Origin of the sequence: Macrococcus equipercicus (assembly GCF_004359525.2) — a bacterium.
Taxonomy (GTDB): domain Bacteria; phylum Bacillota; class Bacilli; order Staphylococcales; family Staphylococcaceae; genus Macrococcus; species Macrococcus equipercicus.
The window spans coordinates 380,249-397,504 of record NZ_SCWC02000002.1; the positions used below are offsets into that span (position 1 = coordinate 380,249).

General features: G+C 46.0%; 16 protein-coding genes. 7 read left to right on the forward strand and 9 right to left on the reverse strand.

Going from position 1 to position 17,256, the window contains the following annotated elements; all coding sequences use genetic code 11:
* The first annotated feature begins 68 nt into the window (after positions 1–68).
* Entirely contained in the window at positions 69–1,664 is a 1,596-nt protein-coding gene (locus tag ERX35_RS04560) for a choice-of-anchor I family protein (protein ID WP_149458731.1), read from the forward strand.
* A 171-nt stretch (positions 1,665–1,835) separates the two neighbouring features.
* On the opposite strand, the gene ERX35_RS04565 is transcribed toward ERX35_RS04560, so the two are convergent.
* Positions 1,836–3,122, reverse strand: coding sequence for an aminoacyltransferase (locus ERX35_RS04565; RefSeq protein ID WP_149458732.1), 1,287 nt, complete (start codon positions 3,120–3,122; stop codon positions 1,836–1,838).
* Between the two features lie 19 nt (positions 3,123–3,141).
* Positions 3,142–4,392, reverse strand: coding sequence for an aminoacyltransferase (locus tag ERX35_RS04570; protein ID WP_149458733.1), 1,251 nt, complete (start codon positions 4,390–4,392; stop codon positions 3,142–3,144).
* Between the two features lie 160 nt (positions 4,393–4,552).
* Here ERX35_RS04570 and ERX35_RS04575 point away from each other — a divergent pair, with 160 nt between their 5' ends.
* Entirely contained in the window at positions 4,553–5,218 is a 666-nt protein-coding gene (locus ERX35_RS04575) for a virulence RhuM family protein (protein WP_149458734.1), read from the forward strand.
* Entirely contained in the window at positions 5,218–5,595 is a 378-nt protein-coding gene (locus ERX35_RS04580; RefSeq protein ID WP_149458735.1) for a hypothetical protein, read from the forward strand. Before ERX35_RS04575 ends, ERX35_RS04580 begins: the two co-directional genes overlap by 1 nt.
* Before the next feature lie 25 nt (positions 5,596–5,620).
* Here the strand turns inward: ERX35_RS04580 and ERX35_RS04585 are convergent, their stop codons facing one another.
* From ERX35_RS04585 to ERX35_RS04595, 3 genes are all read right to left on the reverse strand, one after another.
* Positions 5,621–6,661 (reverse strand): M42 family metallopeptidase, encoded by a 1,041-nt coding sequence (locus ERX35_RS04585; protein WP_149458736.1) that lies wholly within the window; start codon positions 6,659–6,661, stop codon positions 5,621–5,623.
* Positions 6,662–6,725: 64 nt separating this feature from the next.
* Positions 6,726–7,988, reverse strand: coding sequence for a Y-family DNA polymerase (locus tag ERX35_RS04590; protein WP_149458737.1), 1,263 nt, complete (start codon positions 7,986–7,988; stop codon positions 6,726–6,728).
* 139 nt (positions 7,989–8,127) lie between these two features.
* Positions 8,128–8,499: a sporulation protein gene (locus ERX35_RS04595; protein ID WP_149458738.1), complete on the reverse strand. Its 372-nt coding sequence runs from the start codon at positions 8,497–8,499 to the stop codon at positions 8,128–8,130.
* 88 nt (positions 8,500–8,587) lie between these two features.
* On the opposite strand from ERX35_RS04595, the gene ERX35_RS04600 reads away from it, so the two are divergent.
* Together ERX35_RS04600 and ERX35_RS04605 are read left to right on the forward strand one after the other, a co-directional pair.
* The gene (locus tag ERX35_RS04600; protein ID WP_149458739.1) at positions 8,588–9,601 is read left to right on the forward strand and encodes a cation diffusion facilitator family transporter; all 1,014 of its coding nucleotides are present in this window, start codon (positions 8,588–8,590) and stop codon (positions 9,599–9,601) included.
* A 2-nt stretch (positions 9,602–9,603) separates the two neighbouring features.
* On the forward strand, positions 9,604–9,792 hold the full coding sequence (locus tag ERX35_RS04605) for a 2-hydroxymuconate tautomerase (RefSeq protein ID WP_149458740.1): 189 nt from the start codon (positions 9,604–9,606) through the stop codon (positions 9,790–9,792).
* Positions 9,793–9,834: 42 nt separating this feature from the next.
* On the opposite strand, the gene ERX35_RS04610 is transcribed toward ERX35_RS04605, so the two are convergent.
* Positions 9,835–10,776 (reverse strand): LCP family protein, encoded by a 942-nt coding sequence (locus ERX35_RS04610; protein WP_149458741.1) that lies wholly within the window; start codon positions 10,774–10,776, stop codon positions 9,835–9,837.
* A 132-nt stretch (positions 10,777–10,908) separates the two neighbouring features.
* Here ERX35_RS04610 and msrA point away from each other — a divergent pair, with 132 nt between their 5' ends.
* The gene (gene msrA, locus ERX35_RS04615; RefSeq protein ID WP_149458742.1) at positions 10,909–11,418 is read left to right on the forward strand and encodes a peptide-methionine (S)-S-oxide reductase MsrA; all 510 of its coding nucleotides are present in this window, start codon (positions 10,909–10,911) and stop codon (positions 11,416–11,418) included.
* Between the two features lie 150 nt (positions 11,419–11,568).
* On the opposite strand, the gene ptsG is transcribed toward msrA, so the two are convergent.
* Positions 11,569–13,662 (reverse strand): glucose-specific PTS transporter subunit IIBC, encoded by a 2,094-nt coding sequence (gene ptsG, locus ERX35_RS04620; RefSeq protein WP_149458743.1) that lies wholly within the window; start codon positions 13,660–13,662, stop codon positions 11,569–11,571.
* Positions 13,663–13,763: 101 nt separating this feature from the next.
* Positions 13,764–14,609 (reverse strand): glucose PTS transporter transcription antiterminator GlcT, encoded by an 846-nt coding sequence (gene glcT, locus ERX35_RS04625; protein ID WP_149458744.1) that lies wholly within the window; start codon positions 14,607–14,609, stop codon positions 13,764–13,766.
* A gap of 132 nt (positions 14,610–14,741) precedes the next feature.
* Between glcT and ERX35_RS04630 the strand changes: the two genes are divergently transcribed.
* On the forward strand, positions 14,742–15,722 hold the full coding sequence (locus tag ERX35_RS04630) for a DUF1002 domain-containing protein (protein ID WP_149458745.1): 981 nt from the start codon (positions 14,742–14,744) through the stop codon (positions 15,720–15,722).
* A 22-nt stretch (positions 15,723–15,744) separates the two neighbouring features.
* Here the strand turns inward: ERX35_RS04630 and alsT are convergent, their stop codons facing one another.
* Complete coding sequence (gene alsT / locus ERX35_RS04635; RefSeq protein WP_246143117.1) at positions 15,745–17,223, reverse strand: glutamine transporter AlsT; 1,479 nt, start codon at positions 17,221–17,223, stop codon at positions 15,745–15,747.
* Between the last annotated feature and the right edge of the window lie 33 nt (positions 17,224–17,256).

Below are 17,256 nucleotides of genomic sequence, written 5' to 3' on the forward strand. Positions count from 1 at the left end.
ACAATGTTCATTCATGCTTTACATGCGGCGTCTACAATGGAAGGATCACAGTCATTGGAGGAGAACATATGAATAAAGCAGTGAAGTTAATAGCAGCAGCCTCGCTCTCAGCGGTGCTGCTCGCACCGGCAGCAGAAGCGGCCTCTGTATCATCCTACGCAGGCTCGCATATCAAAGTCTCTCAGCTGGCGCGTTATGATTCACAGACAGATTACGGGGAAAGCGGCACGGAGATCGTAGCCTATGACAAGAAGTACAAACGCGCGTACTCCATCAACGGTGCTCTGAACGCCCTTGATATTCTGGATGCGTCCCAGTTGAAGGCGGGTCAGTTCCCGCTGTACAAACGGGTGCTGCTCAAGGATTTCAATGCCGCAGGTTCTGACATCACAAGTGTCGCCGTTCATCCGAGCCATCGCTACATTGCTGTCAGCGTGCCGGCTGCCGCTAAGACGGATAACGGCCATGTCATTTTCATGTCCATGGACGGGGAGTTTCTGAGTCAGGTGGAAGTAGGGGCACTGCCTGACATGCTGACGTTTACAAGTGACGGCAGACAGCTGGTCGCCGCTAATGAAGGGGAGCCGAATGATGCCTATACGATTAATCCGGAAGGTTCCATCTCCATCATCCAAACCAATAAAACTGGTGTCATCAAGCAGCAGCATGCGAAGACCTGTTATTTCAATCCTAAGATGATTCCGTCCGACGTACGGGCACTCGGAAGAAATGCGAGAGAAAGTTTTCTCAACCTGGAGCCTGAGTATGTGACGATTGACCGGAAGAACAGGTTCGCCTATGTGACAATACAGGAAAGGAACGCTATCGCTAAAGTGGATCTTCAGACCGAAGCTATTGTCTCAGTCAAGAGCCTCGGCTATAAGAGTTACCATCATAAGGCGAAGATGGATGCCTCAGATAAAGACAGCGCCATCAATATGCAGAACTATCCTGTATACGGTATGCTGCAGCCGGATGGTGTCAGTCACGTCGACTACAAAGGCAGGACCTACCTGCTGACGGCGAATGAAGGGGACACCCAGGATTATCCGGGATTCAGCGAAGAGACCCGCGTAGGAGATATCGCAGACCAGTACAATACAGCCTCGTCTTACTTCAAAGGTTTTCAGCCGGGTATTTTAGAGGATAAAAGCGCATTGGCCCGTCTTAAAACTTCGATCAACAATCCTTTTACCGGAAAAGACGGCAAGTACAATGCTGTGATCACGTTCGGAGGGCGCTCATTCTCGGTCATCGAAGCGGATTCTATGAAGCGGGTATATGACAGCGGTGACGACTTTGAAACTATTACTGCTCGTGCATGGCCGACTGCATTCAATAGTAACCAGGAGAAACCGGGTAAGATTGACTTTGATTCTAGAAGTGATGACAAAGGCCCTGAGCCTGAATCCGTGACTGTCGGCATGATCGGCAGCCATCAGTATGCATTTATTGGCCTTGAACGCACCGGCGGCATCATGGTTTATAACATCGATCAGCCAGTAAAACCTGAGTTCGAGACTTATTTCAAGTCAGCTGACATTTCACCTGAAGGCATCACATTTATTCCTAAAGAGCAGTCACCAGTTGATAAACCATTGTTACTTGCGAGTCATGAAATGTCCGGCACGATTGCTGTCTATGAACTGGATGATATGAAGTAATGATAATCACACATCCATCAAATGGTGGATGTGTGATTTTTATGATGAAGAAGGGCAAGTGAAATGACTGTTTTCTTTTATACATATAACTTCCTATAATATATATTATGTAAACTAGAATATTAAAAAATAAATAAGGACAGCTTCATCCTTATTTATTTCTATATTCAGCTAGTTGTTTCTGCGCAGCAGTTTCCGCTGAACTTTTCTGAAGCCGCGTCCTGCTTTACCGGCCGCCTGATAAAGTTTCTGCTTCGGTTTGTTGATGGTCTTCGTGAAATCACCGACAAGCTCTTCTATCTGGGCATTGAATCCGCGCTTAAACTGATAGACGCCGTAATCTTCGCCGGATTCTGAGAAATCGCCGGACACACCGTAAAAATTATAACGATGATAACCATGTTCAAAACAGTAATTAATCATATGCCAGTGCATTGCATACGGACCCATGAAATGGCTGTATTTGCTGCTTGAACCGCCTGAGAAATAATTGAGCTCAAAGTTGTTCTCAAAATACATTCCGGCCGCCAGGTTTAAAATGCTGCCGTCTGTTTTTTTCAGTTCATGTGTATCCAGCAGAGTCTGCTGCAGCTGATCAATCTGTTTATCGAGCTCAGCGATCTTTTTAATGAGTTTATCGCTTTTGTTATCGTGCATCATCATCTGGTCGCGCTTAGCTTCTGCACCGTTCAGTTCAGCAGATGTAGTTCTGATATAGTCATCCAGATCAATATAAGCAAGCGGCATGATGACTTTACTGCCGTAATTATCCGCGAACTGACGGAAATAGTCATCGTCCCGGGCAATCATACCGGTCCGCTCTTCTGTTTCTTTGTATAATTCCAGAAACTGCTCGACTTCATCTGTGCCGAGCAGACGGACTTTAACGCCATATTTCTGGGATTTTTTTACATTTCGTTTACGCTGGCTGTCAAACTGTTTCATGATAGACGCCGGTGTTTCGTTATCCAGATACAGGACGCTCATCCATCTGACCTGCGAATCAGCCGTATACCCTCTCGTATAGCCGCTGTGGTCATATCCGAGCGACTTCATAAGCTCGATGATATGCTGATTCGTCCCGTTGGCCTCCTTGTAGTTGACATCCTTGTCATATGTCTTGTAGAGCCAGTACGGGTCTACTTTGACAGAGAGACACTGATGCCGCTTCAAGTACTGGTCAAGTGACGTGAAATAGAAGGTCACAAGCGCTGTATCACGGAAATCAAGGACAGGTCCTCTGTTTGAGTAGTACATATAGCTGCCGAACATCGGAATTTTCGAGAAGAGGCTTGCCGCGATGACTTCGTCATCATGTTTGACACCAAGCAGTACGACGGGATACCCTTCGTCCTCTCTGTTCTTGATGTTCTCCTTGACCTGGAAGTAATGGCTCATCAACGGCGTCGTTGACATAAAGTTGCTATATTCCTTGACAGTCAGTTCTGTAAACTGCATGTTTATTCCTCTCTTTCTGCTATCCTCTGATCCTTTTTAAGGCACTGTACACTTTGTAGACAGGCTTATTGATCGGCGCAACGAAGTCACCGATATATTCAATCACATCTGCGTTGAAACCTTTTTTGAACTTGATTACTCCTGCATCTTCCGCCTGGTCACTGAAGTCCCCGCTGATACCGTAGAAATTGTAGCGGTCGATATGGTGGTCAAGTGCGTAGTTGATCATCTTCCACTGGATGGCGTAAGAGCCGGCAAAATGACGGAATTCATTGGATGACCCCCCTGCCAGATAGACGACTTCGTACGGGTTGATCAGGAAGAATGACGCAGCAATCGGCAGTGTGTCGCCGTGCTGGGCATGAAGTGTCTTCGCTTCCAGCAGCTTTTCCTCTACTGAAGCAAGCTGCTGCTCGGCAGCCTCCTTCTTGTTCACGGCTTTTTTATTGTCCGGCTTTTTGTCGATCTCCTCAGCTGCTTTCGCTATATCCTTGGTCAGCCTGTCCTGCTCGGCCTCCAGTTCAGGGATATAAGTCTTGAAATCGATATAGGCCAGTGGTACCAGCACGCGGTCACCGAAGTATTTCATGCGGTCTGTGTAGAACTTGTCGTCTCTGTCCAGGAATTCCTTCTTACCGCTTGTGTCTTTCATGAAATTACGGAACAACTGGATTTCGTCTTTCTCAAGGAATCTGACTTTAACCCCGTTCTTCAGCACTTTCTTGATATTTCGTTTCCGCAGGCTGTCCATGTCCTTTAAGACCTGCTTGTCATCCTTACCTGTCAGATCAAGAATCGAATGCCAGCGGATCTGATGCACCGGATGGAATCCGGTCGTGAAGCCCTGATGGTCATAGCCGAGCTCGGGCAGTGTCTCCAGCAGTGAAGCGGACGGATAAGTCTCGAGCTTCTCCCCGTCATGGTTCCAGCGCTGATAAGGCACGTATGGGTCGACGCGCAGCATCAGTGCGCGGTGCTGCTTCACATAGCGCTTCAGTTCTGTGAAGAAGAAGGTCGTCAGTTCCTTGTTGCTGTAGTCCATCACCGGGCCGCGGTTAGAATAGAAGTACTTGAATGTCTTCAGGACAGGGACCGCAGTCAGCAGGCTTGCGGCAATGATGCGCCCGCCTTCTGTGACACCGACAAGATGCGTCTCCGTGCCTTCTGATGTTTTTAAGTCATAGTTGACCGCCATCTGCGTGAAATGACTGTACGACTGACTGTCACAAAATTCGCCGAATTGTTCTCTAGTTAAAGTTGTAAATTTCATTGTTAACTCCTTGTAAGTCCGTTGATTTAATTTATTATACATGAGTACTGGCTGATGCATTAACTAATAGCTTCGCTCATTGATGAAACATGTTATAATTCGTCTATATAGAAGAATTTTAACGAATTCGTTTATTTAGGCGAATATTAGGGGGGATTTCATGCTCGGCATTTTTATTATGGACGTCTCTCACAGCACGTCTTTTCATAATACAGAGGAAATCAGTCATTTCCTCAGAAAGCTGGAACGTCGTATTGAGGCATGGTCTGCTGTTCTGCCGCATTCCTATGTCAATTTCCGCATGGGGGACGAACTGTTCTTTGTCAGTGATTCACCGAGCAGTACACTCGTACTTGCCTATTATATCAAATTATTATGGCCTTTTAACCATCAGCCTGTTAAATTCGGTATTGCAGTCGGAGAAGCGGCACTGCCGGACCATTCATTTGAACACTGGAACGATCCACTGATCAAGCAGGCGAGACTTGCACTGGATGAGATCAAGACTCATGAGCTCGTTGACTTCAAGCTCGCCGCACCGGTGGACACAGCGCTCTACAATGATATCCTTTTCTATTATCTGACCGATATTCTGCAGTCCCAGACCGCTATGCAGCGGCAAGTCTACTTGATGAACTTGACTGCAGCGACGCAGAAAGAGCTGGCTGAGACGTTTCAGAAGAGCATATCGACGATCTCCACCCATCTCAAGAAAGGCCGGTCCCGCCAGCTGGCACTGATTCTGCAGTCACTGGAGCGGTTTGATGAGACGTATGAGCCGCGGATGAAACAGCTGATCCATGACTCAATCAAGGAGGCGGACTGATGCTGATGAACATCATCCTTTACTTCCTCTGCTTCATCCTGTACATGTACAGCGGGCCGTTCATCAAACTCATACTGGTGAAGATGAGTACAACCCGGATGCCGGCGTCTGACCATGTCGGCCTCTTGATCGGTTACCTGGAACGACTGCTGATCATTATCTTTATACTGCTGAAGGAATACACGGCTATCGGTCTGATCATCGCGAGTAAGTCTATTCTGCGGTTCAATGATATGAAGCAGGATCCGGTAACGGACATCCCTGAGAAAGTCGACAAACGCTCTGAATATATTCTTCTCGGTACGATGCTCTCACTGACCATCGGCATGCTGATCGGTCTGCTGGCGTCCATCGATTTCAGCACACTAGACAAATAACACACCTATACGGTGTGTTATTTGTCTATGCTAATTCACTCTGGACATAGGCATAGATCAGGTGCTCAGTCTGTTCGATGGAATCCTTGTGCGTCCGCTCCATTGCGTGGGAGGACTCGATACCGGCACCGAACAGAGCATGCTTGACATCATGGCCGGCATGCATCGCTGCACTGGCATCAGAGCCGTAGTACGGATAGATATCCACTTTGTATTTAATGTCGTTTGTCCGGCACAGCTTGACGAGATGCTGACGCAGCTCATAATGATAAGGGCCTGAGCTGTCTTTAGCACAGATGGATACTGTGTACTCGTCTGATGCCTGACCGTCACCGAGCGCCCCCATGTCGACTGCGATATATTCCACGACCTGAGCCGGGACATTGGAGTTGCCGCCGTAACCGATCTCCTCATTGTTCGAGAAGTAGAAATGCGTCGTGTACGGCAGTGTTATCTGTTCGTCTTTTAAGTGGCGCAGCAGCTCAAGCAGCATCGCCGCGCTGGCTTTGTCATCCAGATGACGGGATTTGACGAAGCCGCTGTCTGTCGTCTGGAATCTCGGACTGAAACTGATGAAATCACCGACACTGATCCCCAGTGCCTCTGTCTCTGCAGCAGAGGTCGTCCGCTCATCGATACGGACCTCCATATGTGTGTCATCACGTTTGATGTCAGTCGCTTCCCGGTACACATGGACGCTTGTCTCATGCATGCAGATTGTCCCCGTGAACACTTTATCCGCGCTATGAATCTCACAGTATTCCCCTTCTACTGCGTTCCAGTTGAAACCGCCGATCATCGTCATACGAAGCCGGCCGTCCGGCAGTATCGCTTTGACCATAGCGCCGAGCGTATCGACGTGTGCTGTCATGAAGCGGTGACGTTCATCGTCCGTGCCTGTCACTGTGACCCGTATGCCGCCTTTATTCGTCTCTGTGACGGTATAACCATAGGACCTCAGGAGCTCCCTGCAGTAGCGGACCGCCTCATGTGCGAAGCCTGATGGTCCCGGAATATGGACGAGCGCTTTAATTCGGTTGACTGTTGCCTCTACATCTGGATACATCTTATCCCTGCTTTCTTATGAAGTGTACCTTTCCATAGTAGCTAATTTGAAAGCAGGAGACAAGTTATGCCTTGTGGCCCGCAATCAGCCCGCTGCGTTTCAGGGCCGTGCCTGCTGCGGTACAGGAGCTGGCACGGACGACACTTGCCGGGCCATATTTTCTCTTCAGCCGGTCGATTGTCTTTGCCAGCTGCTCCTCCCTGCTGCGGCTGAACTCATCGATGAATAGAGTCAGCTGACGGTCTTCCTCAGGAATGAAGTTCGACAATGTGACGGACAGCGTACGATAACGGCGATTCCGGTCGCACAGCTGCTCCATGAAGCCCCAGATGACCTGGAAGACGTCGCGCGTTAAGTTCGTTCCTTCGGAGAGTGTATAGGCCTTGCTCACTTTCCCCTCATCGCTGTACCCCGCTGCGAATGTGATTGTCTTCGCCAGACGGTTCTCAGCCCTCAATCTGAAGGTGACTTCCTCCGCCTGTTCCAGTAAGACGATTCTCAACTCCTCAAATGCATAGTCACGCATCAATATCTGACTCTTGCATATAGAGGGCTTGTACACCTGATGTTTCTCCCGGATGATGCTGGTATCGATTCCGTTGGCGTGCAGATGCAGATCCACACCGATGACACCGAAATCACGCTTTAAATAATGATGCGGGTAATGCGCCAGCTGCCCGACCGTGAAAATCCCTTTCTGGTTCAGGCGTTTCTCCATGCGGCGGTTAATCCCCCAGAACTGATGAAGCGGCTCGATCGACCAGAGTTTCTCCGGGACGTCATGATAACGCCATTCAGCGATGCCGCGGGTTGATTTCTTCGCTTCAAAGTCGAGGGCAAGTTTGCTGAGCAGCACGTTTGAGCCGATACCGACGGCGCACTGTATATGCGTGGCATGAAAGATTTCGTCTTTGAGCATCACCGCAAATGCCGCGGCACTATCAGCAAACCGTCCATAGCTGCGGGACACATCCATGAAAAATTCATCGATGCTGTACTGATGGAAATCTTCCGGGGCGACATACTTCAGGGCAATCTCAGTGATCTTGCTCGCGACTTCCAAATAAAGCTTCATCGACGGGTTGATGATATAGATGTCATGATGATGAGGGATTTCAAACAGCCGTGAGCCTGTCTTGATTCCGAGCGCTCTCAGCGGCGGCGTTGCAGCAAGCACTACTGAACCCTGCCGTTTCGTATCAGCGACGACCGCCAGTTTGACGCTGGAGGGATCCAGCCCTTTGCTCATGCAGGATACACTCGCAAAAAAGCTCTTCTGGTCAATACAGAGTACATCGCGTTCTTCACATAGATGATAATCATACATCTTGATCCTTCCCTTCAAAATAAGTGTGATAGCCTGAGTTATATTTTCATTATAAAAGAACATATGTTCTTTTTCAATTATAAATAGAACATATGTTCTATTTATATGCATAACAAAACCCGCCCGGGCAGGCAGGTCTTTAAATAAACTGTATATAGTCTTCATCACTTGCATCTACTGACCCGTCAATGAACAGCTGTGTCATAATAACGAATTCGTGCTCCAGTGACTGGATGCGGGCCGGAACAGGGAATGAGAAAGGAATGTCATCACCATTATCAGTCAGTGACAGTTTCTCCAGCACACGGTCATATGTCGCAAATTCACTTGTTTCGTCATGATTAGGGACTCGTTCAATCAGTGTCAGCTCGATATGATCAATATGATGGTCATCCCGCTCAATACGGACGATGCCTGTCACGTGTTCATGTCTATCAAACTGACTGCGGGCCACGAGTGTATCCACGGTCATGCCGTTAAAGCCGATAGATGATAATAAATGCTTAAACATTATAATCCTCCAAAAAAGTTATTATTTACGACTATTTTCGCATATAATAGGGAACAGAACAAACAAATCAAATTAAAGGAGTACAAATATGAAAAATCTGTTTAATCTGCTAAAGAAAGGCAGTAAATCTTCTCTGACAGCTGCCATCGTCAACTTTGTTCTTGGTGCCTTGAAGTTTGTCGCTTACCTCTTCACCGGCAACGTGGCGATGTTTGCTGAGATGATGCACTCATTCGGTGACGCGGCAAACCAGCTGTTCGTCTGGGTCGGTTCAGCAGTCTCAAAGAAGGCCCCGAATGAGAAGTTCCCGTTCGGTTACGGACGCCTTGTCAACATCGTCTGTTTATTCGCCGTCATTATCGTGGCCATCCTTGCTTATGAAACTGTACTGGAAGGAATTCATCATATCCAGCATCCGACGAATGGCGATCAGAACTTTACCCACTTTTTGATTAATGCCGGTGTGTTACTGGTTGGTATTATTCTAGAAGGCAGTGTCCTCCATAAAGCAGGAAAAGAAGTGCTGGAAGAAGCGCACTTACCGGCGACAGGGCTTCATCCGTTCACAACAAGCTATGCTAATATGAACAGAGCGAAACCTGCGACAAAACTTGTGTTCCTTGAAGATACAGTAGCCACATTAGGCGGCATCATCGCCCTTATCGCCATCATGATTTCAAGATGGACCGGTTTTGGTCAGATTGAAGGGATTGTATCAGTCATTATCGGCCTGATGATGTTTTATGTCGTTGCCCGGGTGTTCCTTGAGAATGCAGCTGGAGCGATCGGTGTTTCTGATGATGAGATGGAAGTGAAAGCTTCAAAAATCATTCTCGAGAACAAATATATCTCTGATATTAAACGTCTCATCGTTTTGAAGGAAGGCGAAGACCTTCATCTGGAAGCGATCGTTGAAACACCGTATCATGATTATAACTTAAGACAGCTGTCAGAAATCAAGCGCGACCTTGCAGAACGTCTGCTGCAGCAGCCTCATGTCGTCGATGTTAACATTGAATTCATGGAGGAAGACGCACAGCAGGACTGGATCAATGGTAAAGGCTCATCTATCTATAATCCATATGACAATAAAGGAGAATAACTATGCCATTCATTACTATCGAGTTACTTGAAGGACGTTCAGAAGAACAGATTAAAGCGATGGTGCAGGAAGTGACTGAAGCGGTCAGCAAAAACACGAATGCACCGAAAGAAAACATTCATGTCTTTGTGGAAGAACTGAAACACAATCGATATGGCGTCGGCGGCACATTGAAATCCGACGAAAACTAGACAAAAGGCATCACAGGAATGTTCCTGTGATGCCTTTTGTTATTATTCATTAAGAAAATCCTGTATCGCTTTCTTGTTCTTCTCTTTATCGATATCAAGTACACTACCTATACCATCAACATCGACCATGCGGAAACTGTTTTTTACAGGGACAATCATTGTCTGAATGTCTTTATCCCCTCTGACCATATAGGATATTCCCGTCTTAAAGATATTTCCGTCAGCCATGTTCGTATCAACATATCCTCTGGCAATGCCTGCAAGTTTCGGTGCTTTCATGACAGCCGACAGTGACATCATTTCCTTCTCAAGTGCTTTAATGACCTGCTGCTGACGTCTGACACGTCCGAAGTCCCCTTCTTCATCATGACGGAACCGTGCATAGCCCAGCACTTCTTTACCGGTCAAGTTATGCTGCCCTTGTTTGAGTGAAACACCAATCTTAGCAGACATATCTTTCTCCACATTGATCGGCAGACCATTCGGAGCAAGTTCATCGACCATCTGCTCGAATCCTTTGAAGTCGATAACCGCATAGTATTCAATATCAAGCCCTAAGTTACGCTTGATTGTTTTTCTTAATAACTCAGGCCCGCCAAGCGTATAAGCTGTGTTGATTTTATAGTTCCGGTAGCCGTCTGGGATATCAGCGTAAATATCACGCATAATTGAAATGATCTTCATCTTCTTATTCAAATAATCGTACTGCGCCACCATAATAGAGTCGGTTCTTGAGGATCCGTCAACCGCCCGGTCATGACCAAGAATCAGCACATTCACTTTGGCATCTTTATTTATCGGACCGTTAAATGTATATTTTTCCGGTGTCTTGCCATGTTCACGTGCGACCCCGATACCGGCGCTGTAGCTTGATTTCATCCAGAAAGCCAGTAAGACCGAAAGTAATAGTAACGCTAAAATAACGATTGGTAATTTTTTTAAACGGCGTTTCTTCTTACGCGCGTTTGGTTGTTGAGCTATCATGTAAACCCTCTCTCATATATATACAATAATATATTTAACTTATACAAATTAATATTAAAAATCAAGTAATTCCTGTAATAATCAGTTAAAGAATATAGTAAAATGAAAACAGGAAAGAAGAAGGTGATCAATTTGAAAATAAATAAAGCCTACTTTGCAGGCGGATGTTTCTGGTGCATGGTAAAACCATTCGATAAATTTGAAGGAATCGAAGGCATAATCAGCGGTTATATGGGCGGACATACCGATCAGCCGACATACGAACAGGTCAAAACAGGAACTACAGGTCATTACGAAGCTGTAGAAATCGAATATGATCAGGCGTTATTCCCGTTTGAAAAACTACTTGATATTTATTTTAAGCAGATTGACCCGACGGATGCAGACGGCCAGTTCCATGACCGCGGCTCTCAGTACAAAACAGCGGTGTTCTATGTCAATGAAGCTCAGAAAGAAGCAGCTGAAAGCTATATCAAAACCATTCAAGTGAATTATGACAAACCTATTGTCACTGAAGTACTCCCTTATCAAACATTTTATCCGGCTGAAGATGAGCACCAGGACTATTACAGAAAAGAACCTGAAAACTATGCCCGTGAACAAGCTTTAAGACAGCAGTACAGCGAAGAGACATCACGTTAAGGTGGTGTCTCTTTATTTCTCTTCTTTTTCAGTAATTCATTCCTTTTGTTACTAGTGATCTAATATTCATTTATAATAATAAGTTTACATAATATTATTATAAAATTAAAAATCGTCATAAAAATACCCCGATTGCTCGGGGCAGATTTACTATTTAATTTCAGTGATTTTGTCACCTTGGTTGACGTGACCGTAATGTGTATTCACTAATGATTGCTTATTAAGGTTTGTGAAGACAATCGGAGTGATGTCGCTCTTCGCATGCTTTCTGATGTAATCGAGATCCACACGTAATAACGGCTGACCAATCACGATTTTATCGCCTGGTTTAACGAGTACGTCAAACCCTTCCCCTTTTAATGCCACTGTTTCAAGACCGAAGTGAATCAGCATTTCAACACCTTCATCTGATTCAAGCCCTAATGCGTGTTTTGTCGGGAAGTCCATTTTCACGACTCCGTCAAACGGTGCAACGACTTCGCCTGTTTCAGGAATGATGGCAACACCCTCACCCATCATTTTGCCGGCGAATACTTCGTCCGGTACTTTAGTGATATCAACGACTTCGCCTGTGATTGGTGCAAACACTTCTGTTACACCTGCTGTCGCACCGTTATCACGCGCAGCTGGAGCTGTCGGTTCGATGACAACATCGTCATTACCTTCTGAAGTGATAGTCTGCTCTGGACGTGTGATTTCACCTGAAATAATACGCGCCATGTCATGCTTAATCTGATCGGATTTCGGACCGAAGATTGCCTGCATATTGTTGCCGACTTCAAGCACACCAGCAGCACCGAGAGCTTTTAACTCGCCAGTATCTACTTTAGATTTATCTCTTACTTCAACACGCAGACGCGTAATACAAGCATCCAGATGTTTAATGTTTTCCTGGCCGCCCATTGCGTCCAGAACTGCAAACGGAAGTTCACCTGCTGTTGCTGTTTTAGTCGTTGTTTCTTCATCTTCACGACCTGGTGTTTTCAAGTTGAATTTCTTGATAGCGAATGTGAACAGGAAGTAGTAAACGACTGCGTAGACAAGACCTACAGGAATGACCAGCAGTGCATTTGTACGGTCCCAGTTCAACAGACCGAATAATGTGTAGTCAATGAAACCACCGGAGAATGTCATACCAATCTTAACATGCAGTAAGTGCATGATCAGGAATGAAGTACCTGCTAAGAACACGTGAATGACATAAAGAATCGGTGCAACAAATAAGAATGAGAATTCAAGCGGTTCTGTAATACCTGTTAAGAATGATGTCAATGCTGCTGACAGCATTAAACCACCGACTACTTTTTTACGCTCCGGGCGTGCCTGACGGTAAATCGCGTAAGCTGCTGCCGGAAGACCGAACATCATGAATGGATATTTACCTGTCGTAAACATACCTGCTGTAAATGGTACACCGTCTTTCATCTGTGCCATCCAGATCTTCTGGTCACCACGGACTAAGTTGCCCGCAGCATCTGTATACTGACCGAACTCGAACCAGAACGGTGCATAGAAGATATGGTGAAGACCGAATGGAATTAACGCCCGTTCAATGATACCGAAAATAAATGTTGTCAGTACTAAGTTTTTGTTCAGCAGGAATTCAGACAGTCCGTTCAGTCCGCCCTGAATCGTCGGCCAGACAAGTGCCAGTACGATACCTGCAATAATTGCCATTAAAGAAGTGATGATTGGTACGAAACGTTTACCGGCGAAGAAGCCAAGGAAAGCCGGCAAAGTAATATTGTAAAATCTGTTGTAGCACCATGCGGCGATTGCCCCCATGATAATACCGCCGAATACCCCTGTCTGCAGTGTCGGAATGCCGAGCACTAGTGCATTACCTGGTTCTTTAGCAGCCTGACCTAATGTATGCGCACCGTCTGCATAGCTGAAAATATCGTCGATTGTTATACCGAGGAATTTCCCTATCGTCGCATTCATAATCAAGTAACCGACTAAAGCAGCAAGTCCGGCAACGCCGTCTCCTCCTGCCAGACCAAGTGCAGTACCGATGGCGAACAGCAGTGGCAGGTTGTCAAAGATAACTTGACCCGCTGACTCCATAATGCCTGATAACATAATAAAGAACTGAGTATTTAACCACGGTGCATATTGAACAAGCTGTTCGTTGTGCATCGCATTACCGAACGCCAGCAGGATCCCTGCGGCCGGCAGAATGGCAACCGGGAGCATTAATGCTTTACCGATACGCTGCAACTGCCCGAATAATGATTTGAACATGTGTGTTCCTCCTTTTTGTTTAAGGTAAAAATGATACAAAAAAAGACATGAGTATAGACTGGTCCCTTGTACCAGTCACCAACTCATGCCTGCATTACCAGTTACACGTCTTCGACTTCAGTATTAAACTGCTGTATATGCATCGTTAAATAAACGAGTTCGGATTCATACACCGGTTTATTTAACTGCTGCTGCATCATTTTTACTATCTTAACAGCAATATTGTAGCATGCCGGATATTGAAGTTTCAATAGTTTTTCTAAATTTCTTTGTTCGGGCGGCCGGTCATTGATCATGACGCGCTGCACAGCGAAACTGATGTGTCTGACAAAACGCGCATATACTAATGAATCTTTGTCCACTTGTATTTTCAGATCATGCTCGATGATCTGGACCGCCCGCGCGACCACTTCAGTCATCATATTCATCTCACGCATCGTATGATTATTGATGGAAGAATGAATGTGGAGCGCGATAAACCCTTTCTCCGTGTCCGGAAAATAGACACGGAGCTTATCATTCAGCATATCGACGACTTTAGTCGCAATATCAAACTCCTTAGGATACAGTGCTTCTGTTTCCTTCAGAAATGGATTCGCAATCACAATGCCGTCCTCGAGTCGTTTCAATGCGAAAATAATGTGGTCGGTCAGTGATAATAAGATGGAATCATTCACTTCACCGTATGCCATCTCCTTAATTGTATCGACCACTTCAATGACCGTTTTAATGACCCGGTCATTCGTCATACCGAGCAGCGTTTTATAGCGTTCCTGCTCATGGTAGCCCCTTAATTCATAAATCTTCTCAATCTTATCAGCCTCTATTCGCTGACCCTGCTTCTTGCCGAAACTAATCCCTTTGCCGATAAGCACGACTTCCTCGCCGTAATAGTTCGCGATGAGAACATTGTTATTCAATGCTTTTTCAATAATATACTCACCCATACGTTACCTCATTCTTAAGCCCTATGTCAGATTATTTTCTGCATGCTATACTAAGTGCAAGACTTGTATTTAATATAAATATAACAAATATGAGCAATTAAACAAGGAAGTGAGTTCTAAAAAATGAAAATAATGAAGCGTTTACTCCTACTGAGCAGCATCGCTATGATGAGCTCGACACTAGTCACTAAACCGTCCTATGCAGTCACTGAAGAAGCTTGGCAGGAAGCAGTCACCGTCTACGGTGCAGCTCTTGAGTCCAATCCACAGCTGCAGGATACGACAAAGCAGCTGTTAGGTACAGCAGATTCTGATAAGACGACTTATGTCCATGCCGATGACTTAAATAAATATTTAAACCTCCAGTCATCAAACGCTGTATTGAAATCAAGCATCCGCATCAACAAGTTAAGCAAAGGTTCCGGACTGACACTGAATATTGACGAATCAAAAGGTCAAATTACGAAAATTACTGAGGACACTTATAAAAATGCCCTGTTAACTGCCGGTGTGACAGATGCCGACGTTAAAATCGCTGCGGCAGAGGACGTCACCGGTGAAAGCGCACTGGCAGGTGTCTACAAAGCATTTGAGACACAAGGTGAAGCCATCAACAAGAATCAGACACAGGCCGCCCAGGAGGAACTGACTACGATTACGAGCATCAACGAAGACAATCAGAACAAGTCCGGCTACTCTCAAGAACAGCTGAATAAAGCCATTGCCGAGGCGAAAGCAGCAGTCGCTAAACAGGGCGGCAATTTATCACAGGACCAGATCAAAAATGTCGTCATCGAAAAAATCAATAACAACGGACTGAGTGATGTCCTGAACAGCAATCAGATCACATTGATCATCAACTTCATCACGAATGCCCAGAATCAAGGCGTCTTTACAGGTGCAAATGCTGACAAATTTATCGACAGCGCAACGAACTATGTCAATGACATCAAAAACTCAGAGGGCTTTAAACAGGCCGCTGACACAGCAAAGGAAGCGGGTAAAAACTTGAAGGACTCACTGGAGCAGCAGGGCGTCATGGATAAATTCATGGCAGCGCTCAAGTCTTTCTTCACAGCCATCGTCAACTTCTTCAAATCATTGACCGCATAAAAAAATAAGCAGCCGAAGCTGCTTATTTTTTTTGGTATGTCGTGCTCTGGAACTCTTCGTCCCACGTTTCGACACGCGACAGGTCAGTCGAGATATTCGATTTTCTGAATACCGGATTCAGTCCGCGTTTTCTCTGTGCACTGTAATCTTTCGTTACTTCAAAGATCACGTGCGCAAGTCCGATAATCGCTGTAATATTCAAGATAGCCATGAGACCCATGAATAAGTCAGCTGTATCCCACACAGTCTGTACTTTAACCACCGCACCGAGGAATACCATCACGACCACCAGCAGTCTGAAAATAAGCATGACACTTTTATTAGTCGTCAAATATTCAATATTAGACTGCCCATAGTAGTAGTTGCCGATTACTGATGAGTAGGCAAACAAGAAGACGGCGATCGTCAGGAATACTCCGCCGAAGGAACCAATGTGGCTGTTCAGTGCCGCCTGCGTGACCGCTACCCCTTGAGGTGCCTTGTCACCGAACTCAAGCCCTGAATAGAGCAGAATCATAATGGCTGTTGCTGTACAGACAAGCATCGTATCAAAGAAGACACCCAGCGACTGGATTAAACCTTGTTTGACCGGATGGGTGACCGCTGCAGTAGCTGCTGCATTCGGTGCAGAACCCATACCCGCTTCATTGGAGAACAAGCCACGCTTAATCCCCTGCATGATCGTGAAACCAAGTGCCCCGCCGAATGCCGGCTCAAGGCCGAAGGCACCTTTAAAAATACTGATGATCATCGGGATAATGGCACCAATATGTGTCACTAAAACGAAGAAGACGATTAAGATGTAGAAGATCGCCATGACCGGCACAATCGCAGATGAAACATTAGCGATCCAGCGTACGCCGCCAAAAATAACGACAGCCGTAATAACAGCTAGTATTAAACCTGTCACCCACGCTGGTGTGTTGTACTGCGTGTTAAAGCTTTCAGCAATAGTGTTTGACTGTACCATGTTGAAGACAAAGGCGAACGTGATAGTGATCAATACCGCAAATGTCGTGCCGAGCCATTTCTGGCCGAGCCCCTGCTCCATATAGTAGGCAGGACCGCCGCGGAATCCACCGTCAGCATCCTTTACTTTGTAGACTTGCGCGAGCGTCGCTTCAAAAAATGCACTTGCCGCTCCGAAAAACGCAATCACCCACATCCAGAAGACCGCACCAGGACCACCAAGAACGATAGCTGTCGCTACGCCGGCAATGTTACCCGTGCCGACACGGCTGGCCGCACTGATTGCGAACGCCTGAAACGAAGAAATCCCTTTTTTTCCGTCTTCTAATGTTTCAGGTTTCTCACCGATGACCCGGAACATTTCCGGCAGCCATCTTAACTGGACAAACCTTGAACTTAAGCTGAAGAACAGTCCTGCTAAAAGCAGCAAGCCGATCAGAAACTGTGTCCAGATCAAAGCATTACCTGTTGAGACGATTGTCTTAAACCATTCCGGTATAAGCGCGTCAAAATTAACGTGATTGAAATTCAAATAAAAAATCCTCCTGTGAAAAAATACGTACAT